Genomic DNA, 26,637 nt, shown 5'->3' with positions numbered 1-26,637 from the left:
GATATTGCATTGTCTTACAGTACCAGCCCGGCGATGGCCGCCGAAAGCAGGCTGACCAGCGTAGAGCCGTAGACCAGCTTTAGGCCAAAACGAGAAACCACATTACCCTGCCGCTCGTTAAGCCCTTTGATTGCCCCGGCCACGATGCCGATAGAGGCAAAGTTGGCGAAGGACACCAGGAATACCGACAGGATACCCAGGCCGCGTGGCGTTAGTTCCGCCGCAATTTTCTTCAGTTCAATCATTGCGACAAATTCATTGGCTACCAGCTTGGTCGCCATGATGCTGCCTGCCCGCAGCGCATCCGGCGCTGGGATGCCGATTAGCCAAGCCAGGGGATAGAATACATAACCCAGGATCTGCTGGAAGCTGATACCGAACAGGGCGGAGAACAGGGCGTTTACCGCAGAAATCAGCGCAATAAAACCGATCAGCATGGCAGCGATAATCATCGCAATTTTGAAGCCCGCCAAAATATACTCGCCCAGCATTTCAAAGAAGCTCTGGTCTTCATGCAGCTTATTCAGCTTCAATTCAGGCTCATCGTCCAACTGATAAGGGTTGATGATAGACAAAATGATAAAGGTACTGAACATATTGAGGATCAGCGCCGCAACCACGTATTGCGCATCGATCATCGACATATAGGCACCAACGATGGACATGGAGACTGTCGACATGGCGGTCGCCGCCATGGTGTACATGCGGCGCGGTGATATATCACCAATAATGCCCTTATAAGCGATAAAGTTTTCCGATTGTCCGAGCACCAGCGTGCTGACGGCGTTGAAAGACTCCAGCTTGCCCATGCCGTTAACTTTGGACAACAGGGTGCCGACCACACGGATAACCAGTGGCAGAATGCGGAAATGCTGCAAAATACCGATTAGCGCGGAAATAAAGATAATCGGGCACAAAACCCCAAGGAAGATAAACGCCAATCCATCTTTGCTCATGCCGCCAAACACAAAGTCGGAGCCTTGTGCGGCGTATGTCAGCAGCGTTTCAAAGAAGCCGGCAACGTGTTTGATGACGCTAAGGCCACTTTCTGAATGCAGGAAGAAGTAGGCGAGTGCGCCTTCGATGACCAGAAGCTGAATAATATAGCGCAGGCGGATTTTCTTACGGTCATTACTGACCAGCAGCGCCAGGGCGATGATCACCACCAGGGCAAAAATAAATTGCAGAATTTGCGGCATAAAGGGTCCGTACGGCTTGCGGGCATGAAAAAACACATTTAGCCACAGCTTGGCCTACCTTTCATTACCTTAGGTGATAATTGGAATAAAATACTATCAGTCAGCGAGATAAGTTACCCATTGCCACCCGTGCCCACCCGGTCGCAGTTTTTCATAAACCCAGTTCGATCCGCATCCGATGTAATTTTTGCGTTATGGCGCGCAAAGGTTCTCCACTTCCAGGGTTGTTGCATAACGGCCTGGAACACAATGCTCAGAATACACAACGGGTTGTTCTAATAGATTGGTTTATTAAGGAGTAGCCAGGAAAATAGTCTGACATTTTCTCGCAAAAGATTAGTGACCCTTTTTCTCAGGATGAGGATACAGATGATGAACACCAGTACTTTATTGCGGGCATTAGCGAATGGCGTTAATCCCGATACCGGCGAGTTATTGAAACCCGCCTCAATGGCCAGTTCGCCGGAAGCGATACGCCTTCTGTTCGCTCTGGCCGAGGAGTTTCAGAGTGAAACTGAGCGCCAGAAAAAAACCAAGCTAACGCCTGAGGAAAGGCGACAGAAGAATATTTTCGAGGGGCGGCCGGCAAAATCTTATTTCCCCTGGGATGAAGAAGAGAAACAGCGGTTGCAGGAAAGCCATGCAGCCGGTATGACGCTGGAGATGATGAGCAGTGAATTTGAACGTTCGACCTGGGGCATTGCCGTTCAACTGCAGAAAATGGGATTGATTACCGAAGAGCAGGCCGCTGGTTTACCCAGAGCCTAGCCGTAAAAAAGCCCGCTGACGCGGGCTTTAAACGAATGAAGGAACACATCACTCGATATTCTGGATCTGCTCGCGCATCTGCTCAATCAACACTTTCAGCTCGATGGCGGAGGTGGTGACCTCTGCATTGATCGACTTGGATGCCAGGGTGTTGGATTCGCGGTTGAACTCCTGCATCATAAAGTCGAGGCGGCGGCCTACGGCTTCTTTTTTCTTCAGGATGTTGTGCGTTTCTTTTACGTGCGCTTCCAGGCGATCCAGTTCTTCGGCGACGTCAACACGCTGCGCCATCAACACCAGTTCCTGTTCCAGACGGGTATTTTCCAGCTGTACCTGAGCTTCTTCCAGCTTGCTGACCAGACGCTCACGCTGCCATTGCAGAATGTTTGGCATTTGGGCACGTACCTTGGTCACTTCGGCGCTAACGCCGTCCAAGCGCTGTTCAATCAGCGCTTTCAGTGCGGTACCTTCGCTTTCGCGAGCAATAATGAAGTCATCCAGTGCGCCTTCCAGCGCCTGCATTAGCTGTGCGCTGATAGCGTCCAGATCCTGCTCCTGGGCAGACATTACGCCTGGCCAACGCAGTACGTCGATAGGATCAATTTCCCCTTCGTCGCTTTGCATTTTTACCCAGTTGGCGGCTTCAACCAGCTGCTTGGCCAGTTTTTCGTTCAGGATCATTGAGCTTTGTGCGCTCGGATCCAGTTCGAAGCGCAGATTGCATTCCACTTTGCCGCGGGTCAGGCGGCCACGAATACGTTCGCGGATCACCGGCTCCAGGCTGCGGAACTGCTCTGGCAGGCGGATGTAGGTTTCTAGATAGCGTTGGTTCACGGAACGCAGCTCCCAAGCTGCGCTGCCCCATTCACCCTTGATTTCACGCCGGGCGTAGGCTGTCATGCTGCGGATCATTGATGCGTACCCGTAATAGGAAAAGATGAAGCGATTATAGCGTTGGAGATGCGGGCAGGATAGGCATTACGTCACTAAGCCCGTATAATGCGCAGCCAATCGTTGATTAGAAGCCGGAGAGAGCCCATGCGTCCTGCAGGCAGAGCACCACAACAAGTTCGCCCACTGACACTGACCCGTCACTATACCAAACATGCAGAAGGCTCAGTGCTGGTTGAGTTTGGCGATACCAAGGTTTTGTGCACCGCCACGGTAGAAGAGGGCGTTCCGCGTTTCCTGAAAGGTCAGGGCCAGGGTTGGATCACTGCTGAATACGGCATGCTGCCGCGTTCAACCCACAGCCGTAACGCCCGCGAAGCCGCAAAAGGCAAGCAGGGCGGCCGCACGCTTGAAATTCAGCGCCTGATCGCCCGTTCGCTGCGTGCAGCGGTAGATCTGAAAAAGCTCGGTGAGTTCACCATCACGCTCGACTGCGACGTCTTGCAGGCCGATGGTGGCACCCGTACCGCGTCTATTTCCGGTGCCTGCGTTGCGCTGGCCGATGCGTTAAATACACTGGTGGCCAACGGCAAGCTGAAAGCTAATCCGATGAAAGGAATGGTAGCGGCAGTTTCCGTTGGTATCGTTAATGGTGAAGCGCTGTGCGATTTGGAGTATGTCGAAGACTCAGCGGCAGAAACCGATATGAACGTAGTGATGATGGAAGATGGCCGCATGATCGAGGTGCAGGGCACCGCCGAGGGCGAGCCGTTCAGCCACGATGAGCTATTGGCGCTGTTGGCGCTGGCCCGAGGGGGCATCGATACCATCTTCCAGGCGCAGAAAGCGGCGCTGGCAGACTAATTATTAAGGCGACTCAATAGTCGCCTTTTTTACGCCCGGCGATCGGGCGGCAGTATTAACAGATCTAATCGACCAGACGAGGAGAAGCAGTAATGAAAGCCTATCAGCGCCAGTTTATCGAGTTCGCGCTTAACAAGCAGGTATTGAAATTCGGCGAGTTCACCCTGAAATCCGGCCGCACCAGCCCGTATTTCTTTAATGCCGGCCTGTTTAATACCGGGCGTGATCTCGCGCTGTTAGGGCGTTTCTATGCCGAAGCGCTGGTGGATTCCGGTATTGAGTTCGACCTGCTGTTTGGTCCGGCTTATAAAGGCATTCCGATCGCCACCACCACGGCGGTCGCATTGGCGGAACATCATGAGCGTGATGTGCCGTACTGCTTTAACCGTAAAGAAGCCAAGACTCACGGCGAAGGGGGCACACTGGTAGGCAGCCCGCTGCAGGGCCGTGTGATGCTGGTGGACGATGTCATCACTGCCGGTACGGCGATCCGTGAATCGATGGAAATCATCGGCGCTGGTGGTGCTACGTTGGCTGGAGTATTGATTTCTCTCGATCGTCAGGAGCGCGGCCGTGCGGATATTTCTGCCATTCAGGAAGTTGAGCGTGATTATCACTGCAAGGTCATTTCCATCGTGACGCTGAAGGACTTGATTGTTTATCTGGAAGAAAAACCGGAAATGGCGGATCACCTGGCGGCAGTTCGTGCTTATCGCGAACAGTACGGGGTTTAACGCGGGATCGACTATGCCGGGCGCAGCCAAATGCGCCCGGCATAGGGTTTATTGCAGTTGTGCCGCCAACAGTGGCCAGCGGCCATCGAATTCTTGTGTTGGGCGGTAGCGGAATTCGGAGCGCACATAGCGTGACAGCATGCCTTCGCAGAACGCCAGTAACTGACTTGCCAGCAGCGTTTCGTCCACGATAAAGCCTTTTCCTTCCCGCAGTTTACGTTCTTTCAACACCTGGCGTAGCTGCGCCTCGATGCGTTCAAACAGTTGGTTGATTCGCCCCTGCAGCCGATCCTGCTCAAACATTAGTGCGTGGCCGGTCATGATGCGCGTCAGGCCCGGGTTACGTTCGGCAAACCCCAGCACCAGTAGCAGAATCAAACGCAGGCGGTTAAAGGTCTCTTTCTCATCCTGCAGGATCAGGTTGATGCGGGTGATCAGGCTGTCTTCAATAAACTCGATCAGACTGTCGAACATCCGTGTCTTACTTGGAAAGTGCCGGTACAGTGCAGCTTCGGAGACTCCGACGTTAGCGGCAAGTTTAGCGGTGGTAATACGCTGGCTGCCGTCGCTGGATTCCAGCATTTGGGCTAACGCCTGCAGTATTTCCTCGCGCCGGTTCCTTTTGATTTTTTCTTTTTCTGCCATGTCTGATTAGACCCTTGCTAAAACTGCTTAGACTTTCGAAAACCCGGGCACCGGCCGCTGCAGAGATTATCTCTGTGCGGCTTATGTGATAGCTTTTTTACGATGCTGGGGTCAGCGGCCTTAACGACCTGTATTCTCCGCGCGTCCTGGTCTGCGCTGAAATCGTAGTCGGCCAAACCTTGCCATAGAGTTGTCCTTCTCTCCGGTGTGGCAAGATTTCAGGCAACGTTTCCCTGTCGGCAATCGGGTGTCGCTTAGTGGCGGCCGGAGTGGCCAAAACCACCGGCACCACGTTCGCTACTGTCAAATTCTTCGACCAGATTGAACTCAGCTTGCACCACTGGCACGAATACCATCTGCGCGATGCGTTCGCCGGGTTCAATAGTGAAGGATTTTTGACCGCGGTTCCAGACGGAAACCATCAGTTGCCCCTGGTAATCGGAATCGATCAGGCCGACCAGGTTGCCCAGCACCACACCGTGTTTATGGCCCAGACCGGAACGCGGCAAGATTACTGCCGCAAGATCGGTATCGGCGATGTGAATCGCCAGGCCGGTAGGCAGCAACTGGGTTTCACCCGGTGCCAGTTCAACGGCGCTGTCCAGGCAGGCGCGCAGATCGAGGCCGGCAGAGCCCGGGGTGGCGTAGGTCGGTAATGGGAAATCCTTGCCGATACGCGGGTCCAGGATTTTAACGTCGATTTTTTTCATCATAACGGCTGACTATCTCGTCTATTAAACGTTGGCCAAGGAGTGCCTTGTCGCTCAGCGCCAGGCGCTTTTCTCCATCCTGCCAAAAAAGGTGCAAGGCATTGGTGTCACTGTTAAACCCATGCTCTGCAAGCGATACATCATTAGCGCAAATTAAATCCAGTTTCTTACGCGCCAGTTTTTGTCGCGCGTATTCTTCCACATTCTGGGTTTCGGCGGCAAACCCCACGACAAAGGGGCGCTTTTTCGTCATTGCAGCAACGCCGGCAACGATGTCGGGGTTTTTTACCATTTTGAGGATGATTTCATCACCCTGTTTTTTTATTTTTTCATCGGAAATCTGTTCCGCACGGTAATCGGCTACTGCGGCGCAGGAGATAAAAATATCTTGCGCTGCGGCGCGCTGCTGTACCGCCTGCTCCATTTCCAACGCGCTGACGACGTCTACCCGGGTGACCCAGGGTGGCGTTGGCAGATTGACCGGCCCGGCTATCAACGTGACCTGCGCACCCCTGGCGGCGGCGGCCCGGGCGATGGCAAAACCCATCTTTCCGGAGCTGTGATTGCTGATGAAACGTACCGGATCCAAGGCTTCACGCGTCGGGCCGGCGGTGAGCATAATCTTCAAATGTTGCAGATCTTGTGGTGCAGAGAAATGGCTGTTCGCCAGTTCGACAATTTCCAGCGGATCGAGCATGCGGCCAGGGCCGATGTCACCGCAGGCCTGGCTGCCACTGTCTGGCCCCCACAGCAGCATGCCGCGTGCTTGCAGAGTTTGCAGGTTGGCTTGGGTGGCGACGGCACGATACATCTGTTGGTTCATGGCGGGTGCCGCGGCAATGGGTGCCGCAGTGGCCAGGCAAACCGTGGTCAGCAGATCGTTGGCCATACCGGCGGCGACGCGCGCCAGCAGATCGGCGGTGGCTGGAGCCAGGATCACCAGATCTGCCCATTTACCTAGCTCGATATGGCCCATTGCCGCTTCGGCGGCGGGATCCAGCAGATCGTCTGAGACCGGATGGCCGGAAACGGCCTGCAGCGTCAGCGGCGTGATAAAGGCTTTCGCCGCGCTGGTCATTATCACACGCACTTCGGCGCCTCTGTCACGCAGGCGGCGTACCAGTTCTGGGCATTTGTATGCGGCGATGCCACCACTGATGCCAAGCACAATATGTTTGCCGGAAAGTCCCGTCATCATGATTGTCCGATTGAATCCGAAAGATGTGCCATTTTAGCATAACCGCCAGACAGGTGAGCGATTCTGCTGAGACTGCAGTGCGTTACATTGTGCTTTGCGCAGTACTTCGCAATGTTATCAAACACCTGTCGTTGGCCTCTCCGCTGCGTGGCATGCTGTGGCGTTTTCAGGGAGGCGAAGATGAGCAGTCAGGTAATCACCTTGTGGCCGGACACGCTGGCACCACGGGAAAAACTATTGCGTTACGGTGCGTCGGCACTGTCTGATGCGGAGCTGTTGGCCATTTTTCTGCGCACCGGTTTTCCTGGGGTGCATGTCATGCAGCTGGCTGAACAGTTGTTGGAGCAGTTTGGCTCGCTGTATCACCTGATGTCGGCGGATCATTCGGTTTTTTGCAGCCATAAAGGCCTGGGTAATTCCAGTTATGCGCAACTGCAGGCGATTTCCGAGTTGGCGTTCCGCTTCTTTTCCAGCCATCTGGCGCAGGAAAATGCCATGCTGAATCCCAGGATGACCCAGCATTATTTGCAAAGTTTGCTGGCACATCATGAGCGGGAAGTGTTTTTGGTATTGTTTTTAGACAATCAGCACCGTGTTATTCGCCATCAGGAGATGTTTGCTGGTACCATCAGCAGCGTTGTCGTATACCCGAGAGAAATTGTGCGTGAAGCGTTGAAGGCTAATGCGGCCGCCATTATTCTGGCGCATAATCACCCTTCGGGTAAGGCGGAACCCAGTCATGCCGATCGTTTGATAACCGAGCAAGTGGTTAATGCCTGCCTGTTATTGGAAATCCGAGTGCTCGATCATTTGGTGATAGGTCGGGGTGAATGTGTCTCTTTTGCCGAGCGCGGATGGCTTTAAGCGATTTTTTCGCGATCCTTCTGGGATCTTTAGCTGTTCGGGACTTGAGCACTTACGCTTCAGAGCGTATACTACGCCACCTTTGAGAATCTTGGGTTTGGCGTAAGAGCCTATCTCAGCAGGTTTCCAACCTGATGTGTGGTTTCTAACCTGATGACGAGAGTCTCCTCAGTATGAAGTTTGCTGAGATGGGCTCTAAAAGCCTGACGAGGCGGCCATACTCTATACGAAGCTCGAGCTGATTTGATTTTTGGAGAATAGACATGTCACGAGTCTGCCAAGTTACTGGCAAGCGCCCGGTGAGCGGTAACAACCGTTCCCACGCAATGAACGCGACCAAACGCCGTTTTCTGCCGAACCTGCACTCACACCGTTTTTGGGTTGAGGCTGAGAAGCGCTTTGTAACGCTGCGTGTATCTGCTAAAGGTATGCGTGTTATTGATAAGAAGGGTATTGAGACGGTCTTGGCCGATCTGCGTACCCGTGGTGAGAAGTATTAAGGAACTGCATCATGGCTAAAGGTGTTCGCGAGAAGATCAAGCTGGTTTCTTCTGCTGGTACTGGTCACTTCTATACCACCACGAAGAACAAGCGTACTAAGCCGGAAAAATTGGAACTGAAGAAATTCGATCCAGTTGTCCGCCAGCACGTGATCTACAAAGAAGCTAAAATTAAATAATTTTAGTGGATTAATAAAAACCCGGCTCAGGCCGGGTTTTTTGCATTCTAAAGGTACCCGTCGCCTTTCAAGCTGCAGCGTTGTTAACTGCACTTATTTATGTGGCCCGTCCATGGGCCACACCCCTGCGGGGCCGCTGCTGGCAGCGTTCAAATCTGCTCCCGGCAGATTTGTCACCCCTGTCACTTACTTAGGTAAGCTCGAGGGGATGAATAAGCTGGCCGCCTAGCCGCAACTTGAAATTCATAGGGTATAGAAAGCACAGGAGAGCGCCAGATGCCTGAATTACCAGAAGTTGAAACCAGCCGCCGCGGTATTGAACCTTACCTGGTGGGTCATAGCATTCAGTATGCCGTGGTACGCAATGCGCGCCTGCGTTGGCCTGTCTCCGAGCAAATTCTGGCGTTGAGCGACCAGCCGGTACTCAGCGTGCAGCGTCGCGCCAAGTATCTGCTGATTGAACTGGCTAGCGGCTGGATTATCGTCCATCTGGGAATGTCAGGCAGCCTGCGGATGTTGGCGGAAGAAACCGAGGCTGGAAAGCACGACCACGTTGATCTGGTGATCAGCAATGGCATGACGCTACGTTATACCGATCCGCGCCGTTTTGGTGCCTGGCTATGGTGTGACGATCTGGCGACCAGCAATGTGCTGGCTCACCTTGGGCCGGAACCCTTAAGTGAAGCCTTTACCGCTGCCTATCTGTACGAAAAGTCACGCAACAAGCGGACGCTGATCAAACCCTGGCTGATGGATAACAAGCTGGTCGTGGGAGTGGGTAATATCTATGCCAGTGAATCGCTATTTACCGCCAGGATCCTGCCTGACCGGCCTGCGGGTTCGCTGAGCAAGGTGGAGGCTGAAGTCTTGGTGGCAACCATTAAGGCGGTATTGCTGCGTTCGATAGAGCAGGGCGGAACTACGCTGCGGGATTTCCTGCAGTCGGATGGTAAACCTGGTTACTTCGCGCAGGAGTTGCAGGTTTATGGCCGTGTGGGTGAGCCTTGTCGCGCTTGCGGCACGCCGATTGAATCCGCCAAGCATGGGCAGCGCAGCACTTTCTTCTGCCCACGCTGCCAGCGTTGATTATTGTGCGGCCAGCTTTTCGAACAATGCCTGAGTGACCACTGCCGGCAGGAAAGGGGCGATGTCACCGCCGTGGCGCGCCACTTCTTTCACCAGTGAGGACGAGATAAACGACCACTCTTCGGAAGGCATCAGGAATACGCTTTCCAGTGCCGGCATCAAATGGCGATTCATATTGGCCAACTGCAGTTCATATTCAAAATCAGAAACCGCACGCAGGCCGCGAACCAGAATATTGGCATTCTGATGGGCCGCAAAATGCGCCATCAGTTCACTGAACCCCAGCACTTCCACATTATCCAGATGAGATGTTACCTGGCTGGCTAAAGCTACGCGCTCTTCCAGTGTGAACAGCGGCTTTTTACTCGGGCTGGCGGCAATCGCCAAAATGACGTGATCGAACATTTTTGACGCACGGGTTACCAAATCCAGGTGGCCGTTGGTCATGGGGTCGAAAGTACCGGGATAAATGGCTTTACGGGTCATGATTCACTTCTCTGAAAAGTTGCGGCCCAATGCCCAGAGTGCGGCATATTTATTGAAAGTATATTGCGCGTTGACCACGGCTAACAGCAACCCCTGTTTACCGTCCAGGAAGCCGGCACGCAGCAGCCAGGTTTTGCAGAAGGCGCCAACAGTGTGGGTCAGTATCGAAAGATAGCCGCAGCGCTTGCCGGCCTGGTGGCGTTGATTGGCCCATTCTTCGGCATAACGTAGCTGTTTGCGTTGGAAGGCAAAAAAGTCACGACAGGTCAGATGCAGTAGATCGCCATTAAGAGGCACCACTTTCGCCCCGTTGATATTGAGCGACTCATGCACCAGATTATCGTTATAGCGATAGCGCTGGTTGGCGTACAACCGGTTGACGCGATCCGGGTACCAGCCGCTGTGACGCATAAAACGCCCGAGGAACAGGTTGCGGCGTGCGCAGCTGTAGACTTGATTATCGTCCGGCGCGGTCAACGTTTGTTCAATCGACTGGCGTAGCTCCGGTGTAACGCGTTCGTCGGCGTCGATCATCAGGATATAGTCGTGACTGGCGTAACTCTGAGCCAGCTGGCGCTGTTTGCCAAACCCCTGCCAGTCGACGTGGGTGAATACTTTGGCACCCAAGGCTTCGGCCACGGCGACGCTGTCATCCTGACTGCCTGAGTCGAGCATGACGATTTCGTCTGCCCAGGCTACGGATTGCAGACAATCCGGCAGCAGCCCGGCTTCGTTCTTGGCGATAATCACCACCGACAGGCTTTTGCGCGCACTCATTTAATGGCTCCGAGGCGGCAGGTGCGGTTCTAACAATTGCAGCAGGCGCTGCAGCGCACCCTGATTTTGATACAGCACTTCTACCGCATGGCGGCCGTAATAGCGGCGATAGTCTTCGTCGGTGAGTAGCGTAGCCACTTCCTTGACCAGCGACTCTTCGTCGGTCACGGTGATCAGACCTTCGGCTTGTGACAGCTTGGCGCAGATATCCTTGAAGTTGAAGATATGTGGCCCCATGAGTACCGGGATGGCGTGTGCAGCGGCTTCCAGCGGGTTATGTCCACCGCGTTCCACCAGGCTGCCGCCAACGAAGGCCAGATCGGCAATGCCGTACAGCAGCATCAGTTCGCCCATGGTATCGCCGATCACCACCTGGGTACCGCCGGAAGGGATTTCACCACTGCTGCGCAGGGTGTAGCTGAAACCGGCTTTCTGTACCAGTTCTTTGGCGGTAGAGAAGCGTTCCGGGTGGCGTGGCACCAGGATTAATAGCAGGTCAGGGTGTTTTTCCAGCAGTTTACGGTGTGCGGCCAGCAGAATGCTTTCTTCACCTTCGTGGGTGCTGGTGGCGATCCACACCGGGCGACGCGGCGCCCATTGACGGCGCAAGGTAACCGCACGTGCCGCCAACTCAGGCGTAACGGAAATATCGAATTTCAGGCTGCCGGTTACAGTCAGTTGTGAGCGTTTCAGGCCAAGTTCGACAAAACGTTCGCCATCTTCCTGATTTTGCGCGGCGATCAACGTAATGCGGCGCAGCATATCGCGGACGAAACCGCCGATTTTTTTATAGCCTGCGGCAGAGCGGGCCGAAAGTCGGGCATTGGCGATCACCAGAGGGATCTGACGCTGATGCAGGTCGTTAATCAGATTGGGCCACAGCTCGGTTTCCATGATGATAACCAGCTTGGGGTTCACCTGATCCAGGAAACGACGCATCGAGCCGGGCAGGTCGTAAGGGAGATAAACATGATGAACGTCTTTACCGAAGGCGGATTGTACGCGTTCTGAACCAGTCGGCGTCATGGTGGTCACAGTAATCGGTAAATAGGGGTAGCGGTGGCGTAACGCGCGAACCAACGGGATGGCGGCCAGCGTTTCACCCACGGAGACAGAATGCAGCATGATGCCGCCCGGTACGACTTTTCCGGCGCAGAAGCCATAGCGTTCTGCCCAGCGTTTACGGTAGGCTGGAGCTTTGCGGCTGCGCAACAGTAAGCGGAGCCAGATCAGGGGTTGGATGAGGTAGAGTAGTACCTGATATAAACGCAGCAACATTCTATCAATTTCATTTATATGGGTTATTCAGAATAGTACCATAACTGGAAGGGAAAGGCGCTAATTTGGTAACCTTGGGTGTCAATTTCAGACAACAGGCGAGAGATTTCGCTGATAGGCTTGGAATGAAGAATATTTTAATTATTCGCCGCGATAATATTGGCGATCTTGTTTGTACCACTCCGCTGATCGAAGGGGTGAAAATTGCCTATCCGGATGCCAAACTTTATCTGTTAATCAATAAAGTCAGTCAGGACGTTGTTAAAAATAACCCACATATCGAAAAGGTTTTCGTCTATAAAAAGGCCAAGCACAAGGCGAAAAATGAAACCACGCTGGGGGTTTATTTCGAACGCCTGATGATTTTCCTTAAACTGCGCAAAATAAAATTTGATGCGGCGATTCTGGCCAACCCGGTTCCCTGCAAGTACAGCCTGCGATTGGCGAAAATGGCGGGGATCAGCAATATTATTGGCGCAGACTTGGGCACAGCTGATATTCATCATCCTTTTCGTAAGGAAAATTTCAGCGGCAAGCATCAGGTAGAGCATACCTACAGTTACCTTTCTGCCATCACCGAACAGCACATTCCTATTCCCCCGGTGCGGGTGTATCTGACGGCAGAAGAGCGTCAGCAGGCGGCGCAGCGTTTGCAAAAATGCCTGCCGCCAGTCGAGCAAGTTTTTGCGGTTCACATCAGCAGTCGCAGCCCTAAGAGACGTTGGCCGATCGAACGCTATGCCGAAATTATCAATCGCTTACTCGCCGAACAGAACACGGGAGTACTGATCTTTTGGTCACCGCAGGGTACGCTGACGCCGGATGATGTCGGCGATCAGAAACGCGCAGAGCAGTTATTGGCGCTTTGTCAGAACGAGCGTGTAGCGTTGTACCCAACGGCGTCGGTGCGTGAATTACTTGCCGGTTTTGATTTATGCGACCGGGTGTTGTGCAGCGATGGCGGGCAGATGCACCTGGCTGCCGCGTTGAATAAAGACATGGTGGTGTTCTTTGGCGACACGGATAAAGAATCCTGGCATCCATGGACGGGTCGCTATCAGATCCTGCAAACCGAATCAGGCGACTGTATTGATGTTTCTGTTGAAGACGTCTGGCAAAGAATACAGACGTTAAATTAATTAAAGATGAGGCAGGGATCCCCTGCCTTATTTATTTCTTGAGTGCCAGGTATTGCTGGCAAATAGGTTTTAATCCATAGCTCAATAGCTGTTGTTGATTAATTTCTGGGGGATTGGCATAAATATCTGCCATTTTTTCCGCCAGTGATTTTTCATTGAGTTCTGCCAGTGCGTTATCCATTCCCGCTTTTTCCAGAATTTCCGCAGGCCCGCCCGGGCAACGGGTACTGACCACTGGAGTACCACAGAGTAGCGCCTCCACCAGCACGTTACCAAAGCCTTCGCTGTCGGAGCTAAGTACCAGCAGCGATGCGTGCCGAATAAACGGGTAGGGATTGGCCTGGAAACCCAGGAACAGCACGCGGTCTGCGATACCCAACTGGTTTGCCAGTTGTTTCACTTCCCCTACGCTGGTTTCGCTGCCGGTGCCAATCAATGCCAGCGGGGCTTGTATGCCCGATAGCGCATAGGCCTTTAGCAGACGGTCGTGGCGCTTATGAGGATGAAACCGTCCGACGTGTACCAGATAATCTTTGCCTGCCAGCTCGCAGGGTTCCGCTGCCTGCTGCTCGATGGCGGCAATATCAAACGGATTATTGATCACCGCCAATCTGTTTGGGCGGATCGGCAAGTTCTGCTGTAAGTCGTTGCCCACGGCTTGTGAGACGGCAACGATATTCCTGCCCTGGTAAACCTGGGAGATTTTCCGTTGTTTCAGCCAACGATCCAGCCCCTTGCGATGGCCCAGATAAGAGGTCGACAGGATACCGTGAATGCAGAACCACAGGCGGTCTGACGAGAGCAATTTGCTGCGGCTGACGATGCGATCGGTTTTATGCAGGTTGGAGAACACCAAGTCATAGGCACCCTGTTGGCGCTCATTGTCGGCGATTGCCCGATCCAGCGCGGCGGCGCGGCGTGACAGCTCGGTCAGTTTGCGCCATGGAGAGCGGCTGCTGTCCGCTACCACCTGATAGTGAATACCTGCAGGGATCGGGTAATTACAGACATCGCGCAATGAAATCAGGCTGACGTCATGACCCATTTGCTGCATACCCTGGCATAGGGTCAAAACCACTTTTTCAGCGCCTCCGCCAGGCAGGCCGTCGATAATCATCAGAATACGCATAGTTAATCCAGCAGCCGGTTATAAAGGGAGATCAGCTGTTCCGACAGGCGTGCCGGGGTAGCCGACATGATACGCGCTCTTGCTGCCTCACCCATGGCGGAGCCCAGGGCCTGGCGTGGTAGCGCAGCGATCGCCGCGACCAGCGCGGGAACATCAAGGGCATCGGTAACAAAGCCATTTTGCCCTTGGGTGATAAACTCCGAGCCGCCGCAGGTGGTGCTGGTAATGACCGGCAAACCGCAAGACATGGCTTCGAGAATCACGTTGGGGAACGGATCGTACAACGTGGGCAACAGCAGCGCATCGGCGGCCTGATAGAACGGCAGCGTTTGTTTCTGCACCCCCATAAACCGCACCCGATCGCTGCAGCCCAGTGATTGCGCCAGCGCCTGATAACGTTTTTCCGCCTTATCCTTACCTACTACCAACAGATAACTTTCGGTCGCCGCGACGGCACGGATGGCAGCGGCCAGCCCTTTGCGTTCAAAACCGGAGCCGACAAAAACCAGGCAGTGGGCCTGTTGCGGGATCTGATACTGCAGGCGCAGCTGCTGGCGTAGTTCGGCATCGGCGGGCGGAAATTTTTGATTATCGATGGCGTTGTAGATCACCGTGATTTTATCGGCGGGGACACCGAAGTCGTCGATGATTTCCTGCTTAATCATTTCGGCATTGCAGATAACGGCCTTCAGTTCCGGTGCGGCATACATTGCACGTTCCGCGCACATCACGTAACGGTGATAACGATTGGAAAACAGCCATTTACGACGCCACTCCGGTAACAATCGTGCCCGCTGCAATAACCAGCGGCGATGAACGCCATCACCGGCGCGGTAAATATCGCAGCCGGGGATGCGCTCATGGCTTTGCACCAGATCGAAGTTTTCTTTCTGCCACAGTGCTCTGGCCGCTTCGGCAAAGCCACGTTCACGGCTGATGCGGCCGAATTTTAACGGATTACACAGGTGGATATGCCAGTTTGGATTGGCGTCACCCTGCCATTCGCGGGTGATAACGTTCAGATCGAGGTCCTGCTGTTCCAGCGCCTCAAGGGCGCGGGAAACGAAACGCTCAGCGCCACCGTCCGGTCGGTATTTTTGGCGAACGATCGCCAAACGAAATGCTTTCATGCAAGCTGGCTCCGCGCGGCTGCAATCACCGCGTCTGTAGGAATAAGGTCCAGATAACGTTCATCGGTACCGGTATTGATGGCGTCCGGATCGGGTAACTCACCGTAGTCTCCGGCCCATATCACGTGGCCAATGACCTGCCAGGGACGCCAGAACACCAGTTTGGAAGGACCAAAAAGTGCGATGCAGGGGGTCTGCAGCGCCGCGGCCATATGCATAGGCACCGAATCTACGCCGATAAACAGTTTAGCGTGGTCGATCAGGGCAGCCAGTTGTCTCAGCGTCAGTTGGCCGGCCAGTGAAACCACGCCCTGTGGCGGACAAAGCGCCAAAATACGCGCCACCATTTCACGTTCTTTTGCGTCCGGCCCAGAGGTTATCACCAATTGGTGACCATCGGCCTGTAGCGCACCAATCGTGGCGGCCATTTTCTCTTCGCTCCAGCATTTGAAGAACCAGCGGGAGGTGGGTTGCACCACAATAAAATCACCGCTAATGCCTTGTTGCTGCAACAACTGCTCGCAGGTCTGCCAGTCCTGCGGTGGGTAGCTCATGGTCACCTGTTGGCTGAGGGTTGGCAGGCCGAGTGGTTGCAACAGTGACAAATTCTGTTCAACCGTATGCAGCCGGGCGTGATCGCTCACCGGGACTAAATGGGTATGGCAATGGCGCCATAAGAAGCCCTGACGTTTGGGAAAATCGAAACCCAGACGAATGCGCGCGCCGGTCAGCCTGGTGAGCAGGGCGCTGCGCCACTGATCGGCCAGATTGACCACCAGATCGTAACCCTGGGCTTTGAGCTGCCGTATCAGGTTAAGTTCATGGCGCAGATGCGCTTTGGTACCCTGTTTTTTCCATTGACGATCGATAGCGAAGACATTTGACAGCGCCGGGTGGCTGGCCAGCATCTCCTGGGTTTCTTTATACAGCAGTACGTCGATCTGCGCCTGCGGGTAGTTTTGCTGCAGGGTATTGATGACCGGCGTGATCAGTAACATGTCGCCATGATGGCGAAGTTTAACGATCAAAATACGCTGTATTGAGGTATCAGGAGCCAGGGCTGGTGCGTCGTTCATCATGAGTCGCTTTCAGGGAAACCAATCTTTGATTCTAAATGACCCGATCGCATGTGGCTACTGTTGCAGAGTTTTCTCGTTATACAGTGAAAAAATCATGGGGAAGAGAGACAAAAGGCCTTCAACGTTGTCCAAACCAGGCAGCGAAGTCGTTTGCCCTGGCGAAACGCCCTGCGTAACATAATGTATATCTATGGATATCAGGCTTTCTATTTATGACCAAACCGGCATTTCTCATCACCATTGATACCGAAGGCGACAATCTGTGGCAAAACCACGATCGTATTTCGACCGAAAACACGCGCTTTTTGCCGCGCTTTCAGACGCTGTGTGAGAAATATGGCTTCAAGCCGGTGTACCTCACCAACTACGAAATGGCGGTGGATGCAGAGTATGTCGAGTTCGCCCGCGATGTGATTGCGCGTAATACCGGGGAAGTTGGCATGCATCTACATGCCTGGAACAGTCCGCCGCTGACGCCCTTAACCGACGACGACTGGCGACATAAACCCTATCTGATCGAATATCCGGCCGATCAAATCCGTGCCAAGGTCGATCATATGACCAAGTTGCTGGAAGACAGCTTCCAGACCAAGATGCTCAGCCACCGTGCCGGGCGCTGGGCGTTTAATGAATACTATGCGGGTTTGCTGCTGGAATATGGCTATCAGGTGGATTGTTCGGTAACGCCACGAGTTAACTGGCAATATTCACCGGGTAACCCGCAGGGTAACGGCGGCACCGACTACCGTAACTTCCCATCGCAGGCCTATTTTATCGATCCGGGAAATATCGCCAGGGCGGGTTCCTCCTCGCTGCTGGAAGTGCCGATGAGTATCCAGTATAAGCATTCAGCGCTGATGAATACGCTTAAGCAGGGTTACGATAGCCTGCGTGGCAAACAGCGTTCACCGTCGGTCAACTGGCTGCGGCCCAGCGGCGGTAATCTGGAAAAAATGAAGTCGGTAGCTGAACGTTGCCTGGCGCAGGGGCATGATTACGTTGAATTTATGCTGCACTCGTCCGAGTTTATGCCCGGTGGCAGCCCGACCTTTAAAACACAGCAGGATATTGAAGTGTTATATCGTGATTTGGAACAGCTTTTCGCCTGGCTGCAGCAGCGCACGGTGGGTATGACGTTGGCCGAGTATTATCAGAACAAGAGTATCTCTGAGTAGCGCTATGAAAATCAAAAAACTGAAATATGCCCATTGGTTTTTGACTGTTTACAATTTTCTTTTCGGTAATATCAAACCAAAGTCGACGCTGCGGCCCGATCATGAATTCAAGCGTATCGTGGTGTATTCTACGACGGCATTGGGCGACTTTATGTTCAATACGCCCGCAATGCGAGCCCTGCGGCGGCGTTATCCTGATGCTCATATCACCTTGATAGCTGGCACGATAAATTATGGGATGGTTAAAGATTACGCCTGTTTTGATGAAGTGATTTTCTGGGATAATAAATTCAGAGAAATGCGCCAGGCCGTTGCCGAAATCAAAAAAAGAAAGCCTGAACTGGCAGTTATCTTACATGCGCATTTGCCTTACGACATTATTAGTGCAGCGCTTGCCGGTTGTCAGTATATCCTCCGTGATAATTATCTGACGCTGCCAAAAGGTATCGATTCCTGGGTACACAGTTGCTCGCTGAATTTCACCGGGCATTTGATACAGCGCAAACTGGACCTGATGAAATTTATTGGTGGGGATACCACCGATGTGGAGATGGAAATCCCTTGCCAATTTGATAAATTGCCACGGGAGCCTGGGCGTATCCGGATAGGGTTCAATATGGGGGCCTCCAGCCCTGAACGCTGCTGGCCAGTTGCTTATTTCTCTGAATTAGCTACCAGGCTCATTGCCCAGCATAAGAATGTTGAAGTGGTGATTATCGGTTCTCCAGCGGATAGTCGTTTGGAAAGCCTGTTTATGGCGGGGGTTGGGCCTGAAGCACGGTCTCAAATTACCAGCTATGTGGGGAAAACCTCGTTACCACAATTGCTTGGGGTGATCGACTCTCTGGATGTGTTAGTGACCGGGGATACGGGCCCATTGCATCTGGCTATCGCGCTAAAGGTGCCAACGCTCAGCCTGTTCGTGACCGCCAAGCCGCGGTTTACTGGCCCCTATCAAAATCGAGAGCTGCATCAGGTGATTGATCTGTCAGAGGACTATGACGGGTCGACCGAGGCGCCGCTGGCAATCATTCCCGTCACGCGGGTTTATGCCATGCTGGAAAATATGCGTATAATTTCGGCTTCGTCATGACATGAATAGTCCCCGCGTAAAGATAGATAAGGTCTGAATGAACATTATCATAGTCGGCTACTCCCTCGGTGGTTACGGTGGGATGGAAACCGTCTGCAAAAGGTTGGTCAAGCTTATTGCTGAAAACCAGCCCGAGACAAAGGTGAAATTCATCTTCTTCAATGAAAAAAAAGAGGTGTATGAGGATTGGTATGCGGAAATGGACGCTGTAACGGTTTCCTCTTCTGTTCACAATACCAAGTTAAGACGGTTGCACTTTGCCTGTTTACTGTCGTGTTTCTTACGCAAGAACAAGCCTGACCTCATTATCTCCCTGGACACCCTTTCTTGTTATATTGCGAATATGGCGAGAAGATTTTCCTTTGGGAAGTATCCGATTATTTCCTGGCTACACTTTTCAATTTATGACCTTTATAAATACAGCTACATTTTGAAGGCGGATGCTCATCTGGTGATCAGTAATGGCATTAACCAGCAGGTGAAAGAGTTAGGTGTGGCATCAGAGGATATTTATACGATCTTCAACCCAGTAGAGAAAACTGAAGAAACCATTAACTTGAGTAACACTCCGGCCAACTTTATTTATGTTGGGCGCGTTATTTTTGAAGGCCAAAAGAGGCTGAAGGACCTATTGGATTCTCTGGTCGGGCTACGGGGTGAATGGCAATTACATGTGGTGGGCAGCGGTGATGATCTGGCGCGGTGCCAACAATACGCTGAGACGTTAGATGTCGGCACCCGTGTGATATGGCATGGCTGGCAGGCACAACCCTGGCCGTACGTGAAGGATAATATAGGTCATTTGAAGGCGTTAGTGCTGACCTCTGCGTTTGAGGGATTGCCAATGACATTGCTTGAGGCAATGGCCCATGGGGTGTTCTGTGTCAGTTCAAATTGTCCAACAGGACCTGCTGATGTGATTGATGATTGCAATGGCCGTTTGTATGACGTGGGCGATATCACGCAACTAACGGCTACGTTGCAGGCGTTGATTGATGGGCATATTACTGTAGAACAGTCGAAGATTAAGAGTTCTATTGCCAAGTTCTATGACGAGAGCTACTACCGTAGCTTTACCCACGCTATACAAAATATTTTGGAAAAGCAGGCTAAAAAGTAAAGATACCGACGCTGTTGTACAGCGTCGGCAGAGGCTCTATTTGGCGAGCGAATCCAAGGTTCTTTTGGCAAACAACGCAATACAAACCATAAAGAACAGTAGCGATTCCGAGCTGATTAGCATGACGTCAGACAGGCCGTAAACAATCATGCAGCAGCCAATCATTAGCAACGGCGTATTCTTTTGCCGTACCGCCAGGGTGAGGGTATAGGTGTAGAAGAAAAGCACGGTTAGCAGGCCCACAATACCTTGCAACGAGGCCGCTTCAAGCAGTTCATCGTGCAGATGCGAGTTGATGTAAACCATCGCAGTTTTATTCTTCGGATCATGAGCAATGATCTCTGCTGCCTGTGCATGACGTGCTTCAACGGTATTGCCGTAGGGGTGCTGGAAGAATATATCCAAACCGACACTCCATAATGAGAAGCGCGATCCTAACGAGGAGAAGTCATCACCTTGCTGATAAAGTGTGATTTCCGTGCTGGTTTGTTCAATCTTGGGTTTGATGTACTTATCGTAAGACAGCGTTATGCCGATGCCGATCAAAACGATGGCGATCAACAACGATTTCAGGTGGATCTTGCGGTAATGGAACAGCACCATCAGCATAATCAGTAGCGGGTGTGCAAGTATCGCCGCACGGGTTCCTGTCATGGTAATAATCAGGAAGGAAATAATGAATACTGCCGCTGATGCAAGGGCATAGTTTAAGGTAACGTGCTTGGTCTTTATTAACAGATAAATTAGCAGAATCGATAGTGCGGAGTAAATATAGGCTGCAATGGTGGCACGGTTGGTACTCATGGCTATACGGTCAATGCCATTATGGATCTGATAAAGACCATAGCTGGTAGCAATGAGGAAGGCCAGTGAGAAGCTTATCAATAAATATCGGCGATAATTAAATGTCCCCAGATGGTGCGAGAACTGTGTGATATAAAAGATGAGGATCCCGCCAACAACCAGTTTCTTGCCTGAATCCAACTGTGTTGCCCCTAACCCATAATCGGGAGCATGGCGGTACAAGACCAATGTCCAGACTATTTTAACCAAGCCGATTAATATAATGGCATAAGAGATGTCCATTTTGGGCCAGCGGATATTTTTTCTTTCGAAGAAAAGGCCAAACATGGCAGCATAAAAGGCAAAATAAAAAAGCTCTCGTTGTTTCGCTACGGTGAGTAAAGCGAATACGATCGACAGCATCGCTAACACCAAACTGGTGAAGTATAACTTTCGTTCTATTTTTTCCATAATGACTCTACGGCTTTTCTTTTGTAACTTAATCGTATAGATGGGTTTAGAAAGAAACCGATCTTGTGGGTATCACGTATTTTTTGCTTCAAAATAGCTAATTGCTCTGGCGCGGTAATCCACTGCTTTTGCTTTAATTGAATATCCAGCCAATGACACAAAACCAGATCGTGAAATTTTTCACCAAAGATTGCATCCATTCTTTCAGTACAGACAAAAAGATTGTGCATTTTTTCTTCAGATGGCGAGTTGGACAAGCTGGCTTCGCGCTTTATATACAGGTAATGACTCTCGCTCGAGAAAACGATCGTCTTTGATTGGGTTAACAAACTCGGGAAGATGTAAAAGTCTTCGTAGCAGCTAAAGGCCGGTATCGGCGATGCCTGTAACAAAGGACGTTTGATAAATTGCCCAATCAGATGCGCCTGGAAATCTTTATGATTCAGAAAACGAGTAATCGCCTCATCAACGGACAGTTCTTCCGGTTGCAGCCCTTTCCAGATTTTATCCGCCGCCGCAAGAGCGCGCACTTCATGCAGTTTAGTCAGCAGTAAATCGGGGGCCCTGGCCTCAAGAAAATCGATAATCTCTTGAAGAGAATCCTTTTTAAGGAGGTCATCACTGTCGAGCATGGTGATGTAATCACCATGGCTGTTAGCAATAGCGAAGTGACGTACTTTGCCAATGTTTTTGAATTCGACGTGGTAATAACTTGCTTGCGGTACTGCCCGCGCAAAATCCGTCAGCAGGGTGGCGGTATCATCACTGGAGGCGTCGTTAACCAGAATAATTTCGCATTTTGCGATGCCGCTCCCTAACGCCCCAAGCAGGCTACTTAGGGTTTCCTGGAGATAATTTCCGCTGTTATGCGCAGCGATGATAATGCTGAGTAATATTTTCTGCGCAGGCATGTTATACGCCGTCCTGCTCGATAAGAAGAGGAGCTAGTAGTGTCATCACATTGTCCGCGCTGATATTCGCCATTTTGTTGCCTGCTTGTGGGCGGCAGGCAAACTGGTTCTGACCATAGCCGCCGATCAAGCCTGGATCGGTAGGGCCAAACAGTGTGATATTCGGTTTGTCGAGCGCGGCGGTCAAGTGGCTGAGGCCGGTATCAACCGAGACCACGGCTTTCGCGCCAGCCAGCACTTCAGCCACCTGTTGCAGGCTAAGTTTTGGCAATACTTCTACGTGCGGGAAGCCTTCCGCCAGGCGCAGTGCGCGTTGACGTTCGTGTTCTGCGCCCCATGGCAGTTTAATCTTTAATCCGCTCGGCGCGGTTAACGCAATCAGATCGCGCCAATGCGCTTCCGGCCAGTGCTTATCATCGCGGGTGGTGGCGTGTAAAAACACCAGATACTGCCCGGCGTCCGCCGGCAGGTGGCTGAGAAAGCGGGCCGCAATGGCGTAATCACCATAGCTGTCCGGCTTGTCATAGCCCAGGCTTTTGGCGAACAGCTCACGCGTGCGTTCCACGGCATGCTGTTGTTTGTCGATATCGTGGCGGTGGTTGTAGAACCAACTGGCGAAAGGCTCACGGGCACTTTTACTGTCCTGACCATGTTTGCTGCCTTTGGCGATGCGAGTGATCAGGGCGGCACTTTTGATTAACCCCTGGGCGTCGATCACGACATCGTAGTCGCGTTCCTGCACCACACGTTTAAAGTCACAGCGTTGCTGTCGAGTTTCGCTGCCGAACCAGTTTTTGCGCCAACGGCGGATCGCTACCGGGATCACGCGGTCTACCGCCGGGTGCCAGGTGGGAATTTGGCTAAAACCTTCCTCGACCACCCAGTCAAAGCGGATGTCGGGAATAGCCCGCATGGCGTCGGTCAGCGCCGGCAGTGTATGGAGCACATCCCCCATGGAGGAGGTTTTTACAATCAACACCTGCATGTTTATTCCTCGCTGGCGGCAAGTAACGGCGTCAGCGCGTCCAACACCTGCTGTGGCTGAATATCGATCAGGCTCTGATGATAACCCTGGTCGGCATCGCCTTTGCGTATCTTATGGTAACCACTGATTAAGCGGATCACCTTGGCCTTGTTGGACAGCGGCGGTGTAAAGTCCGGGCTGCTTGGGCCGTATAAAGCTATCAGTGGCTTATTCAACGCGGCTGCTACGTGCATCAGGCCGGAGTCGTTACTGACCACGGCCGAACAGGAAGCCAGCAGGATCACCGCTTGCTCAAGCTGGGTTTCTCCCGCCAGATTCATGCAAAAGCCGCGAGAGTCATCATCCAGCGCGGCCCGTATCTGCTCACCCGCTTCATTATCTTTGGCGGAGCCAAACAGCGCGATTTGATAACCCTGGTCAATCAGCTTCTGCGCCAGTGCGGCGTAGTGATAGTGCGGCCAACGTTTGGCCGGGCCAAATTCGGCGCCTGGGCAAAAGCCGATAATCGGCCGGTGATCGGTCAGATTGAAGGCAGCGGTGGTTTCGGCAATCTCTTCGTCGCTCACCTGCAGTTGCGGCCATAGCAATGGCTGCGGCAGATCTTCGGCGCGTTGAATGCGTTGTTTATCGTAGGCCAGCGCCACGTAGCGCTGCACCATCAGTGGAAAAGCGGCCTTGTCCAGCACGCGAATATCATTGAGCAGGCCATAGCGCATTTCCCCGCGCCAGCCGGTGCGTTGCGGCACCTTGGCAAAAAATGGCACCAGCGCGGATTTGAATGAGTTTGGCAGCACATAGGCGCGATCATAGCCGTTGGCTCGCAGGGCATGCCCCAGTCGTCGACGTTCACCGAGCGCCAGCGCACCGTGGCCCAATGGCATCGACAGGGCCTGATTGACCTCTGGCATACGTGCCAGTAATGGACGGCACCAGGCCGGCGCCATCACATCAATTTCTGCCGTCGGGTGCTCGGCCTTCAGGGTGCGGTAGAGACTTTGCGACATCATCATATCGCCAACCCAAGAAGGGCCGATAACCAGTATTTTCATACCCTACGTCAAATCCCTTCAGCTTAAGCGGTACGGTTTAACCAGGCCATGTACTCTTTCACGCCTTCGGCGACCGTTTTGAATGGTGCGTTATAGCCGGCAGTGCGCAGCTTGGTCAGATCGGCCTGGGTAAACGCCTGGTAGCGGCCCTTCAGCTTTTCCGGGAACGGGATGTTTTCTACCGCACCTTTTTGGTGGAAGTCGACCACCGCATCGGCGACTGCCTGGAAGGTTTCCGCACGGCCGGTACCGCAGTTGAAGATGCCGGAGACGCCGCTTTTCAAGAACCAGAGGTTCACTGCCGCCACATCACCGACGTAAATGAAGTCGCGTTTGAAGTCCTGGCTACCGTCGAACAGTTTTGGATTTTCGCCGCGATTGATCTGGCCGTTCAGGTGGAACGCCACGCTGGCCATGCTGCCTTTGTGACCTTCGCGTGGGCCATAAACGTTGAAGTAACGGAAGCCGCAAATCTGCGACTCCGCCTGCGGCAGAATTTCGCGGACATATTGGTCGAACAGGAATTTGGAGTAGCCGTAGACGTTCAGCGGGGCTTCAAATTGGCGCTCTTCGATAAATTCTTCGCGGCCGCCGTAGGTAGCGGCAGACGAGGCATACAGGAACGGGATCTCACGATCCAGGCAGTAGTGCAGCAGGTCTTTGGAGTACTGATAGTTATTGTCCATCATGTACTTGCCGTCCCACTCGGTGGTGGAAGAGCAGGCGCCCTCATGGAAGATGGCGTCGATTTCGCCCAGATCGTCACCGGCGATGATATTGGCGATGAAATCTTCTTTATCGATATAGTCGGCGATATCGAGATCAACCAGATTGGCGAATTTGGTGCCGTCTTTCAGGTTATCTACCACCAGGATATCGCGATACCCTGTGTCATTGAGCGCTTTAATGATATTGCTGCCGATCATGCCGGCGCCACCAGTGACGATAATCATTGGGTTACCCCTGTCATTCTTCCCGGTGGGACAGGCTGTCCCACACACAATGTCGCTTATAATAGCATTTCATGTCGCCGCAAACATCGGACGGGCTCCGAATATCCCGCAATGTCGAGCACCGCAGCACTTTGCCGTGATATCTGCTGCAATTTTCATATTCTCTCCCGCAGATTCTCGTCAGTTTGGTTACAAATCAGTAAAATATGTTGAAAACAGACCCATCCTGGAGATAACCGAATGTCCGCGTCTTTTTATCAGCAGTTGGAACAACAACTTGAGACCACCCGTAGCGAAGGTTTGTTCAAAGAAGAACGCATCATCATCAGCGCTCAGCAGGCGGATATTGCCGTTGCTGACGGCCGCCATGTGATCAACTTCTGCGCCAACAACTATCTTGGCCTGGCCAACCACCCGGCAATGATTGCGGCAGCCAAGGCCGGTATGGACAGCCACGGTTTCGGCATGGCGTCGGTGCGCTTTATCTGTGGTACTCAGGACAGCCATAAGCAGTTGGAGCAAAAGCTGGCCGATTTTCTCGGTATGGAAGACGCTATTCTGTATTCCTCTTGCTTTGATGCCAACGGCGGGTTGTTCGAAACACTGTTGGGCCCGGAAGACGCGATTATCTCCGATGCGTTGAACCATGCGTCGATCATTGACGGTGTGCGTCTGTGTAAGGCGAAGCGCTACCGCTACGCCAACAACGACATGACCGAACTGGCCGCACAGCTTGAGCAGGCGAAAGCTGACGGCGCGCGTCACATTATGATCGCCACCGACGGTGTGTTCTCAATGGACGGTGTGATCGCCAACCTGAAAGGGGTGTGTGATCTGGCGGACCAATATCAGGCGTTGGTGATGGTCGATGACTCCCACGCGGTCGGTTTTGTCGGGGCCAACGGGCGCGGCACCCATGAATATTGCGAAGTGATGGGCCGTGTCGACATCATTACCGGCACCCTGGGCAAGGCATTGGGCGGCGCTTCCGGCGGTTATACCGCGGCGAAGAAAGAGGTGGTGGAGTGGCTGCGTCAGCGTTCGCGTCCTTATCTGTTCTCCAACTCGTTGGCACCGGCGATCGTAGCCGCTTCGATTAAAGTCCTGGAACTGCTGGAGCAGGGTGACGCGTTGCGCGATCGCCTGTGGGCTAATGCCAGCCTGTTCCGTGAAAAAATGACCGCGGCAGGCTTTACGCTGGCCGGGGCCGATCACGCCATCATCCCGGTGATGTTGGGTGAAGCAAAACTGGCGCAGGAATTTGCCAATGCGTTGCTCAAGGAAGGCATTTATGTAACAGGTTTCTTCTATCCGGTGGTGCCGAAAGGTCAGGCGCGCATCCGTACCCAGATGTCCGCCGATCACACCCCGGAGCAAATTGAACGTGCGATTGCGGCGTTCATTCGTATCGGTAAAGATCTTGGCGTTATTGCATAAGGTA

At 52.8% G+C, this 26,637-nt stretch carries 28 protein-coding genes; 12 read left to right on the top strand and 16 right to left on the bottom strand.

The window, feature by feature from the left end:
- Positions 1–14 precede the first annotated feature (14 nt).
- Positions 15–1,199, bottom strand: coding sequence for a NupC/NupG family nucleoside CNT transporter (locus tag E5C26_RS24350; RefSeq protein ID WP_135318545.1), 1,185 nt, complete (start codon positions 1,197–1,199; stop codon positions 15–17).
- A 372-nt stretch (positions 1,200–1,571) separates the two neighbouring features.
- Here E5C26_RS24350 and E5C26_RS24345 point away from each other — a divergent pair, with 372 nt between their 5' ends.
- On the top strand, positions 1,572–1,967 hold the full coding sequence (locus E5C26_RS24345) for a hypothetical protein (protein ID WP_167796701.1): 396 nt from the start codon (positions 1,572–1,574) through the stop codon (positions 1,965–1,967).
- Positions 1,968–2,015: 48 nt separating this feature from the next.
- On the opposite strand, the gene E5C26_RS24340 is transcribed toward E5C26_RS24345, so the two are convergent.
- Positions 2,016–2,879 (bottom strand): YicC/YloC family endoribonuclease, encoded by an 864-nt coding sequence (locus E5C26_RS24340; protein ID WP_135318543.1) that lies wholly within the window; start codon positions 2,877–2,879, stop codon positions 2,016–2,018.
- A gap of 126 nt (positions 2,880–3,005) precedes the next feature.
- Here E5C26_RS24340 and rph point away from each other — a divergent pair, with 126 nt between their 5' ends.
- Together rph and pyrE are read left to right on the top strand one after the other, a co-directional pair.
- Complete coding sequence (gene rph / locus E5C26_RS24335; RefSeq protein ID WP_135318542.1) at positions 3,006–3,722, top strand: ribonuclease PH; 717 nt, start codon at positions 3,006–3,008, stop codon at positions 3,720–3,722.
- 92 nt (positions 3,723–3,814) lie between these two features.
- Positions 3,815–4,456, top strand: a complete 642-nt coding sequence (gene pyrE / locus E5C26_RS24330; RefSeq protein WP_012147517.1) for an orotate phosphoribosyltransferase — start codon at positions 3,815–3,817, stop codon at positions 4,454–4,456.
- Between the two features lie 48 nt (positions 4,457–4,504).
- Here pyrE and slmA read toward each other — a convergent pair whose 3' ends face one another.
- The 3 genes from slmA to coaBC all read right to left on the bottom strand — a co-directional run bounded on the left by slmA (position 4,505) and on the right by coaBC (position 7,009).
- Entirely contained in the window at positions 4,505–5,101 is a 597-nt protein-coding gene (gene slmA, locus E5C26_RS24325; protein WP_012147516.1) for a nucleoid occlusion factor SlmA, read from the bottom strand.
- Positions 5,102–5,355: 254 nt separating this feature from the next.
- Entirely contained in the window at positions 5,356–5,814 is a 459-nt protein-coding gene (dut, locus tag E5C26_RS24320; RefSeq protein ID WP_012147515.1) for a dUTP diphosphatase, read from the bottom strand.
- On the bottom strand, positions 5,792–7,009 hold the full coding sequence (gene coaBC / locus E5C26_RS24315) for a bifunctional phosphopantothenoylcysteine decarboxylase/phosphopantothenate--cysteine ligase CoaBC (protein WP_167470802.1): 1,218 nt from the start codon (positions 7,007–7,009) through the stop codon (positions 5,792–5,794). Before coaBC ends, dut begins: the two co-directional genes overlap by 23 nt.
- Positions 7,010–7,189: 180 nt before the next feature.
- Here coaBC and radC point away from each other — a divergent pair, with 180 nt between their 5' ends.
- The 4 genes from radC to mutM all read left to right on the top strand — a co-directional run bounded on the left by radC (position 7,190) and on the right by mutM (position 9,638).
- Positions 7,190–7,873 carry a RadC family protein gene (radC, locus tag E5C26_RS24310; protein WP_135318541.1) on the top strand — a complete coding sequence of 228 codons (684 nt, stop codon included), beginning with the start codon at positions 7,190–7,192 and terminating at the stop codon, positions 7,871–7,873.
- A gap of 263 nt (positions 7,874–8,136) precedes the next feature.
- Positions 8,137–8,373, top strand: a complete 237-nt coding sequence (rpmB, locus tag E5C26_RS24305; RefSeq protein ID WP_004953342.1) for a 50S ribosomal protein L28 — start codon at positions 8,137–8,139, stop codon at positions 8,371–8,373.
- 11 nt (positions 8,374–8,384) lie between these two features.
- Positions 8,385–8,552, top strand: coding sequence for a 50S ribosomal protein L33 (gene rpmG / locus E5C26_RS24300; RefSeq protein ID WP_004392084.1), 168 nt, complete (start codon positions 8,385–8,387; stop codon positions 8,550–8,552).
- 276 nt (positions 8,553–8,828) lie between these two features.
- On the top strand, positions 8,829–9,638 hold the full coding sequence (gene mutM / locus E5C26_RS24295; protein WP_135318540.1) for a bifunctional DNA-formamidopyrimidine glycosylase/DNA-(apurinic or apyrimidinic site) lyase: 810 nt from the start codon (positions 8,829–8,831) through the stop codon (positions 9,636–9,638).
- Here the strand turns inward: mutM and coaD are convergent, their stop codons facing one another.
- From coaD to waaA, 3 genes are read right to left on the bottom strand one after another with little or no spacing between them, the layout of a single operon-like run.
- Positions 9,639–10,124 carry a pantetheine-phosphate adenylyltransferase gene (gene coaD / locus E5C26_RS24290; protein ID WP_135318539.1) on the bottom strand — a complete coding sequence of 162 codons (486 nt, stop codon included), beginning with the start codon at positions 10,122–10,124 and terminating at the stop codon, positions 9,639–9,641. It abuts the gene before it with no gap.
- Positions 10,125–10,127: 3 nt separating this feature from the next.
- Entirely contained in the window at positions 10,128–10,901 is a 774-nt protein-coding gene (locus E5C26_RS24285) for a glycosyltransferase family 2 protein (RefSeq protein WP_135318538.1), read from the bottom strand.
- Positions 10,902–12,179: a lipid IV(A) 3-deoxy-D-manno-octulosonic acid transferase gene (gene waaA / locus E5C26_RS24280; protein WP_135318537.1), complete on the bottom strand. Its 1,278-nt coding sequence runs from the start codon at positions 12,177–12,179 to the stop codon at positions 10,902–10,904.
- Positions 12,180–12,304: 125 nt separating this feature from the next.
- Between waaA and E5C26_RS24275 the strand changes: the two genes are divergently transcribed.
- A complete protein-coding gene (locus E5C26_RS24275; RefSeq protein ID WP_135318536.1) occupies positions 12,305–13,318 on the top strand; it encodes a glycosyltransferase family 9 protein in 1,014 nt (337 codons plus the stop codon).
- 31 nt (positions 13,319–13,349) lie between these two features.
- Here E5C26_RS24275 and E5C26_RS24270 read toward each other — a convergent pair whose 3' ends face one another.
- Genes E5C26_RS24270 through rfaQ form a run of 3 tightly spaced genes read right to left on the bottom strand, consistent with a single transcriptional unit; the run spans position 13,350 to position 16,656 of the window.
- Positions 13,350–14,447 (bottom strand): glycosyltransferase, encoded by a 1,098-nt coding sequence (locus tag E5C26_RS24270; protein ID WP_135318535.1) that lies wholly within the window; start codon positions 14,445–14,447, stop codon positions 13,350–13,352.
- A 2-nt stretch (positions 14,448–14,449) separates the two neighbouring features.
- Entirely contained in the window at positions 14,450–15,577 is a 1,128-nt protein-coding gene (locus tag E5C26_RS24265) for a glycosyltransferase family 4 protein (protein ID WP_135318534.1), read from the bottom strand.
- On the bottom strand, positions 15,574–16,656 hold the full coding sequence (gene rfaQ / locus E5C26_RS24260) for a putative lipopolysaccharide heptosyltransferase III (protein ID WP_135318533.1): 1,083 nt from the start codon (positions 16,654–16,656) through the stop codon (positions 15,574–15,576). The genes E5C26_RS24265 and rfaQ overlap by 4 nt, the downstream gene beginning before the upstream one ends.
- Before the next feature lie 212 nt (positions 16,657–16,868).
- Here rfaQ and E5C26_RS24255 point away from each other — a divergent pair, with 212 nt between their 5' ends.
- The 3 genes from E5C26_RS24255 to waaB are packed head-to-tail and all read left to right on the top strand — an operon-like array spanning position 16,869 to position 20,044.
- Positions 16,869–17,831 carry a polysaccharide deacetylase family protein gene (locus tag E5C26_RS24255; RefSeq protein WP_135318532.1) on the top strand — a complete coding sequence of 321 codons (963 nt, stop codon included), beginning with the start codon at positions 16,869–16,871 and terminating at the stop codon, positions 17,829–17,831.
- 4 nt (positions 17,832–17,835) lie between these two features.
- The gene (locus E5C26_RS24250; RefSeq protein ID WP_135318531.1) at positions 17,836–18,924 is read left to right on the top strand and encodes a glycosyltransferase family 9 protein; all 1,089 of its coding nucleotides are present in this window, start codon (positions 17,836–17,838) and stop codon (positions 18,922–18,924) included.
- A gap of 37 nt (positions 18,925–18,961) precedes the next feature.
- Positions 18,962–20,044: a lipopolysaccharide 1,6-galactosyltransferase gene (waaB, locus tag E5C26_RS24245; RefSeq protein ID WP_135318530.1), complete on the top strand. Its 1,083-nt coding sequence runs from the start codon at positions 18,962–18,964 to the stop codon at positions 20,042–20,044.
- 36 nt (positions 20,045–20,080) lie between these two features.
- On the opposite strand, the gene E5C26_RS24240 is transcribed toward waaB, so the two are convergent.
- From E5C26_RS24240 to rfaD, 5 genes are read right to left on the bottom strand one after another with little or no spacing between them, the layout of a single operon-like run.
- Positions 20,081–21,298: an O-antigen ligase family protein gene (locus E5C26_RS24240; protein WP_135318529.1), complete on the bottom strand. Its 1,218-nt coding sequence runs from the start codon at positions 21,296–21,298 to the stop codon at positions 20,081–20,083.
- Positions 21,286–22,209 carry a glycosyltransferase family 2 protein gene (locus tag E5C26_RS24235; RefSeq protein WP_135318528.1) on the bottom strand — a complete coding sequence of 308 codons (924 nt, stop codon included), beginning with the start codon at positions 22,207–22,209 and terminating at the stop codon, positions 21,286–21,288. Before E5C26_RS24235 ends, E5C26_RS24240 begins: the two co-directional genes overlap by 13 nt.
- A gap of 1 nt (position 22,210) precedes the next feature.
- Positions 22,211–23,194, bottom strand: a complete 984-nt coding sequence (rfaC, locus tag E5C26_RS24230) for a lipopolysaccharide heptosyltransferase RfaC (RefSeq protein ID WP_135318527.1) — start codon at positions 23,192–23,194, stop codon at positions 22,211–22,213.
- Between the two features lie 2 nt (positions 23,195–23,196).
- The gene (gene rfaF, locus E5C26_RS24225) at positions 23,197–24,243 is read right to left on the bottom strand and encodes an ADP-heptose--LPS heptosyltransferase RfaF (protein WP_135318526.1); all 1,047 of its coding nucleotides are present in this window, start codon (positions 24,241–24,243) and stop codon (positions 23,197–23,199) included.
- A gap of 23 nt (positions 24,244–24,266) precedes the next feature.
- Positions 24,267–25,196: an ADP-glyceromanno-heptose 6-epimerase gene (rfaD, locus tag E5C26_RS24220; RefSeq protein WP_135318525.1), complete on the bottom strand. Its 930-nt coding sequence runs from the start codon at positions 25,194–25,196 to the stop codon at positions 24,267–24,269.
- Between the two features lie 240 nt (positions 25,197–25,436).
- Between rfaD and kbl the strand changes: the two genes are divergently transcribed.
- Positions 25,437–26,633 (top strand): glycine C-acetyltransferase, encoded by a 1,197-nt coding sequence (gene kbl, locus E5C26_RS24215; protein ID WP_135318524.1) that lies wholly within the window; start codon positions 25,437–25,439, stop codon positions 26,631–26,633.
- Positions 26,634–26,637 lie beyond the last annotated feature (4 nt).

It is taken from the genome of Serratia proteamaculans, from assembly GCF_004684015.1.
GTDB classification, from domain to species: Bacteria; Pseudomonadota; Gammaproteobacteria; order Enterobacterales; family Enterobacteriaceae; genus Serratia; species Serratia proteamaculans_F.
Note: the sequence above shows the minus strand (reverse complement) of the source record. Positions and strands in the feature narration are given on the sequence as shown.

Bases quoted from the DNA above. Each gene is read 5' to 3' on its own strand.
- kbl (WP_135318524.1), top strand. From the start codon at position 25,437: ATGTCCGCGTCTTTTTATCAGCAGTTGGAACAACAACTTGAGACCACC.
- rph (WP_135318542.1), top strand. From the start codon at position 3,006: ATGCGTCCTGCAGGCAGAGCACCACAACAAGTTCGCCCACTGACACTG.
- E5C26_RS24285 (WP_135318538.1), bottom strand. From the start codon at position 10,901: ATGAGTGCGCGCAAAAGCCTGTCGGTGGTGATTATCGCCAAGAACGAA.
- E5C26_RS24270 (WP_135318535.1), bottom strand. From the start codon at position 14,447: ATGCGTATTCTGATGATTATCGACGGCCTGCCTGGCGGAGGCGCTGAA.
- rfaD (WP_135318525.1), bottom strand. From the start codon at position 25,196: ATGATTATCGTCACTGGTGGCGCCGGCATGATCGGCAGCAATATCATT.
- E5C26_RS24240 (WP_135318529.1), bottom strand. From the start codon at position 21,298: ATGGAAAAAATAGAACGAAAGTTATACTTCACCAGTTTGGTGTTAGCG.
- pyrE (WP_012147517.1), top strand. From the start codon at position 3,815: ATGAAAGCCTATCAGCGCCAGTTTATCGAGTTCGCGCTTAACAAGCAG.
- slmA (WP_012147516.1), bottom strand. From the start codon at position 5,101: ATGGCAGAAAAAGAAAAAATCAAAAGGAACCGGCGCGAGGAAATACTG.
- rfaQ (WP_135318533.1), bottom strand. From the start codon at position 16,656: ATGATGAACGACGCACCAGCCCTGGCTCCTGATACCTCAATACAGCGT.
- E5C26_RS24250 (WP_135318531.1), top strand. From the start codon at position 17,836: ATGAAAATCAAAAAACTGAAATATGCCCATTGGTTTTTGACTGTTTAC.
- E5C26_RS24340 (WP_135318543.1), bottom strand. From the start codon at position 2,879: ATGATCCGCAGCATGACAGCCTACGCCCGGCGTGAAATCAAGGGTGAA.
- coaD (WP_135318539.1), bottom strand. From the start codon at position 10,124: ATGACCCGTAAAGCCATTTATCCCGGTACTTTCGACCCCATGACCAAC.
- rpmG (WP_004392084.1), top strand. From the start codon at position 8,385: ATGGCTAAAGGTGTTCGCGAGAAGATCAAGCTGGTTTCTTCTGCTGGT.
- waaB (WP_135318530.1), top strand. From the start codon at position 18,962: ATGAACATTATCATAGTCGGCTACTCCCTCGGTGGTTACGGTGGGATG.
- E5C26_RS24265 (WP_135318534.1), bottom strand. From the start codon at position 15,577: ATGAAAGCATTTCGTTTGGCGATCGTTCGCCAAAAATACCGACCGGAC.
- E5C26_RS24350 (WP_135318545.1), bottom strand. From the start codon at position 1,199: ATGCCGCAAATTCTGCAATTTATTTTTGCCCTGGTGGTGATCATCGCC.
- dut (WP_012147515.1), bottom strand. From the start codon at position 5,814: ATGATGAAAAAAATCGACGTTAAAATCCTGGACCCGCGTATCGGCAAG.
- E5C26_RS24345 (WP_167796701.1), top strand. From the start codon at position 1,572: ATGAACACCAGTACTTTATTGCGGGCATTAGCGAATGGCGTTAATCCC.
- rpmB (WP_004953342.1), top strand. From the start codon at position 8,137: ATGTCACGAGTCTGCCAAGTTACTGGCAAGCGCCCGGTGAGCGGTAAC.
- rfaF (WP_135318526.1), bottom strand. From the start codon at position 24,243: ATGAAAATACTGGTTATCGGCCCTTCTTGGGTTGGCGATATGATGATG.
- E5C26_RS24235 (WP_135318528.1), bottom strand. From the start codon at position 22,209: ATGCCTGCGCAGAAAATATTACTCAGCATTATCATCGCTGCGCATAAC.
- radC (WP_135318541.1), top strand. From the start codon at position 7,190: ATGAGCAGTCAGGTAATCACCTTGTGGCCGGACACGCTGGCACCACGG.
- E5C26_RS24255 (WP_135318532.1), top strand. From the start codon at position 16,869: ATGACCAAACCGGCATTTCTCATCACCATTGATACCGAAGGCGACAAT.
- waaA (WP_135318537.1), bottom strand. From the start codon at position 12,179: ATGTTGCTGCGTTTATATCAGGTACTACTCTACCTCATCCAACCCCTG.
- mutM (WP_135318540.1), top strand. From the start codon at position 8,829: ATGCCTGAATTACCAGAAGTTGAAACCAGCCGCCGCGGTATTGAACCT.
- coaBC (WP_167470802.1), bottom strand. From the start codon at position 7,009: ATGATGACGGGACTTTCCGGCAAACATATTGTGCTTGGCATCAGTGGT.
- rfaC (WP_135318527.1), bottom strand. From the start codon at position 23,194: ATGCAGGTGTTGATTGTAAAAACCTCCTCCATGGGGGATGTGCTCCAT.
- E5C26_RS24275 (WP_135318536.1), top strand. From the start codon at position 12,305: ATGAAGAATATTTTAATTATTCGCCGCGATAATATTGGCGATCTTGTT.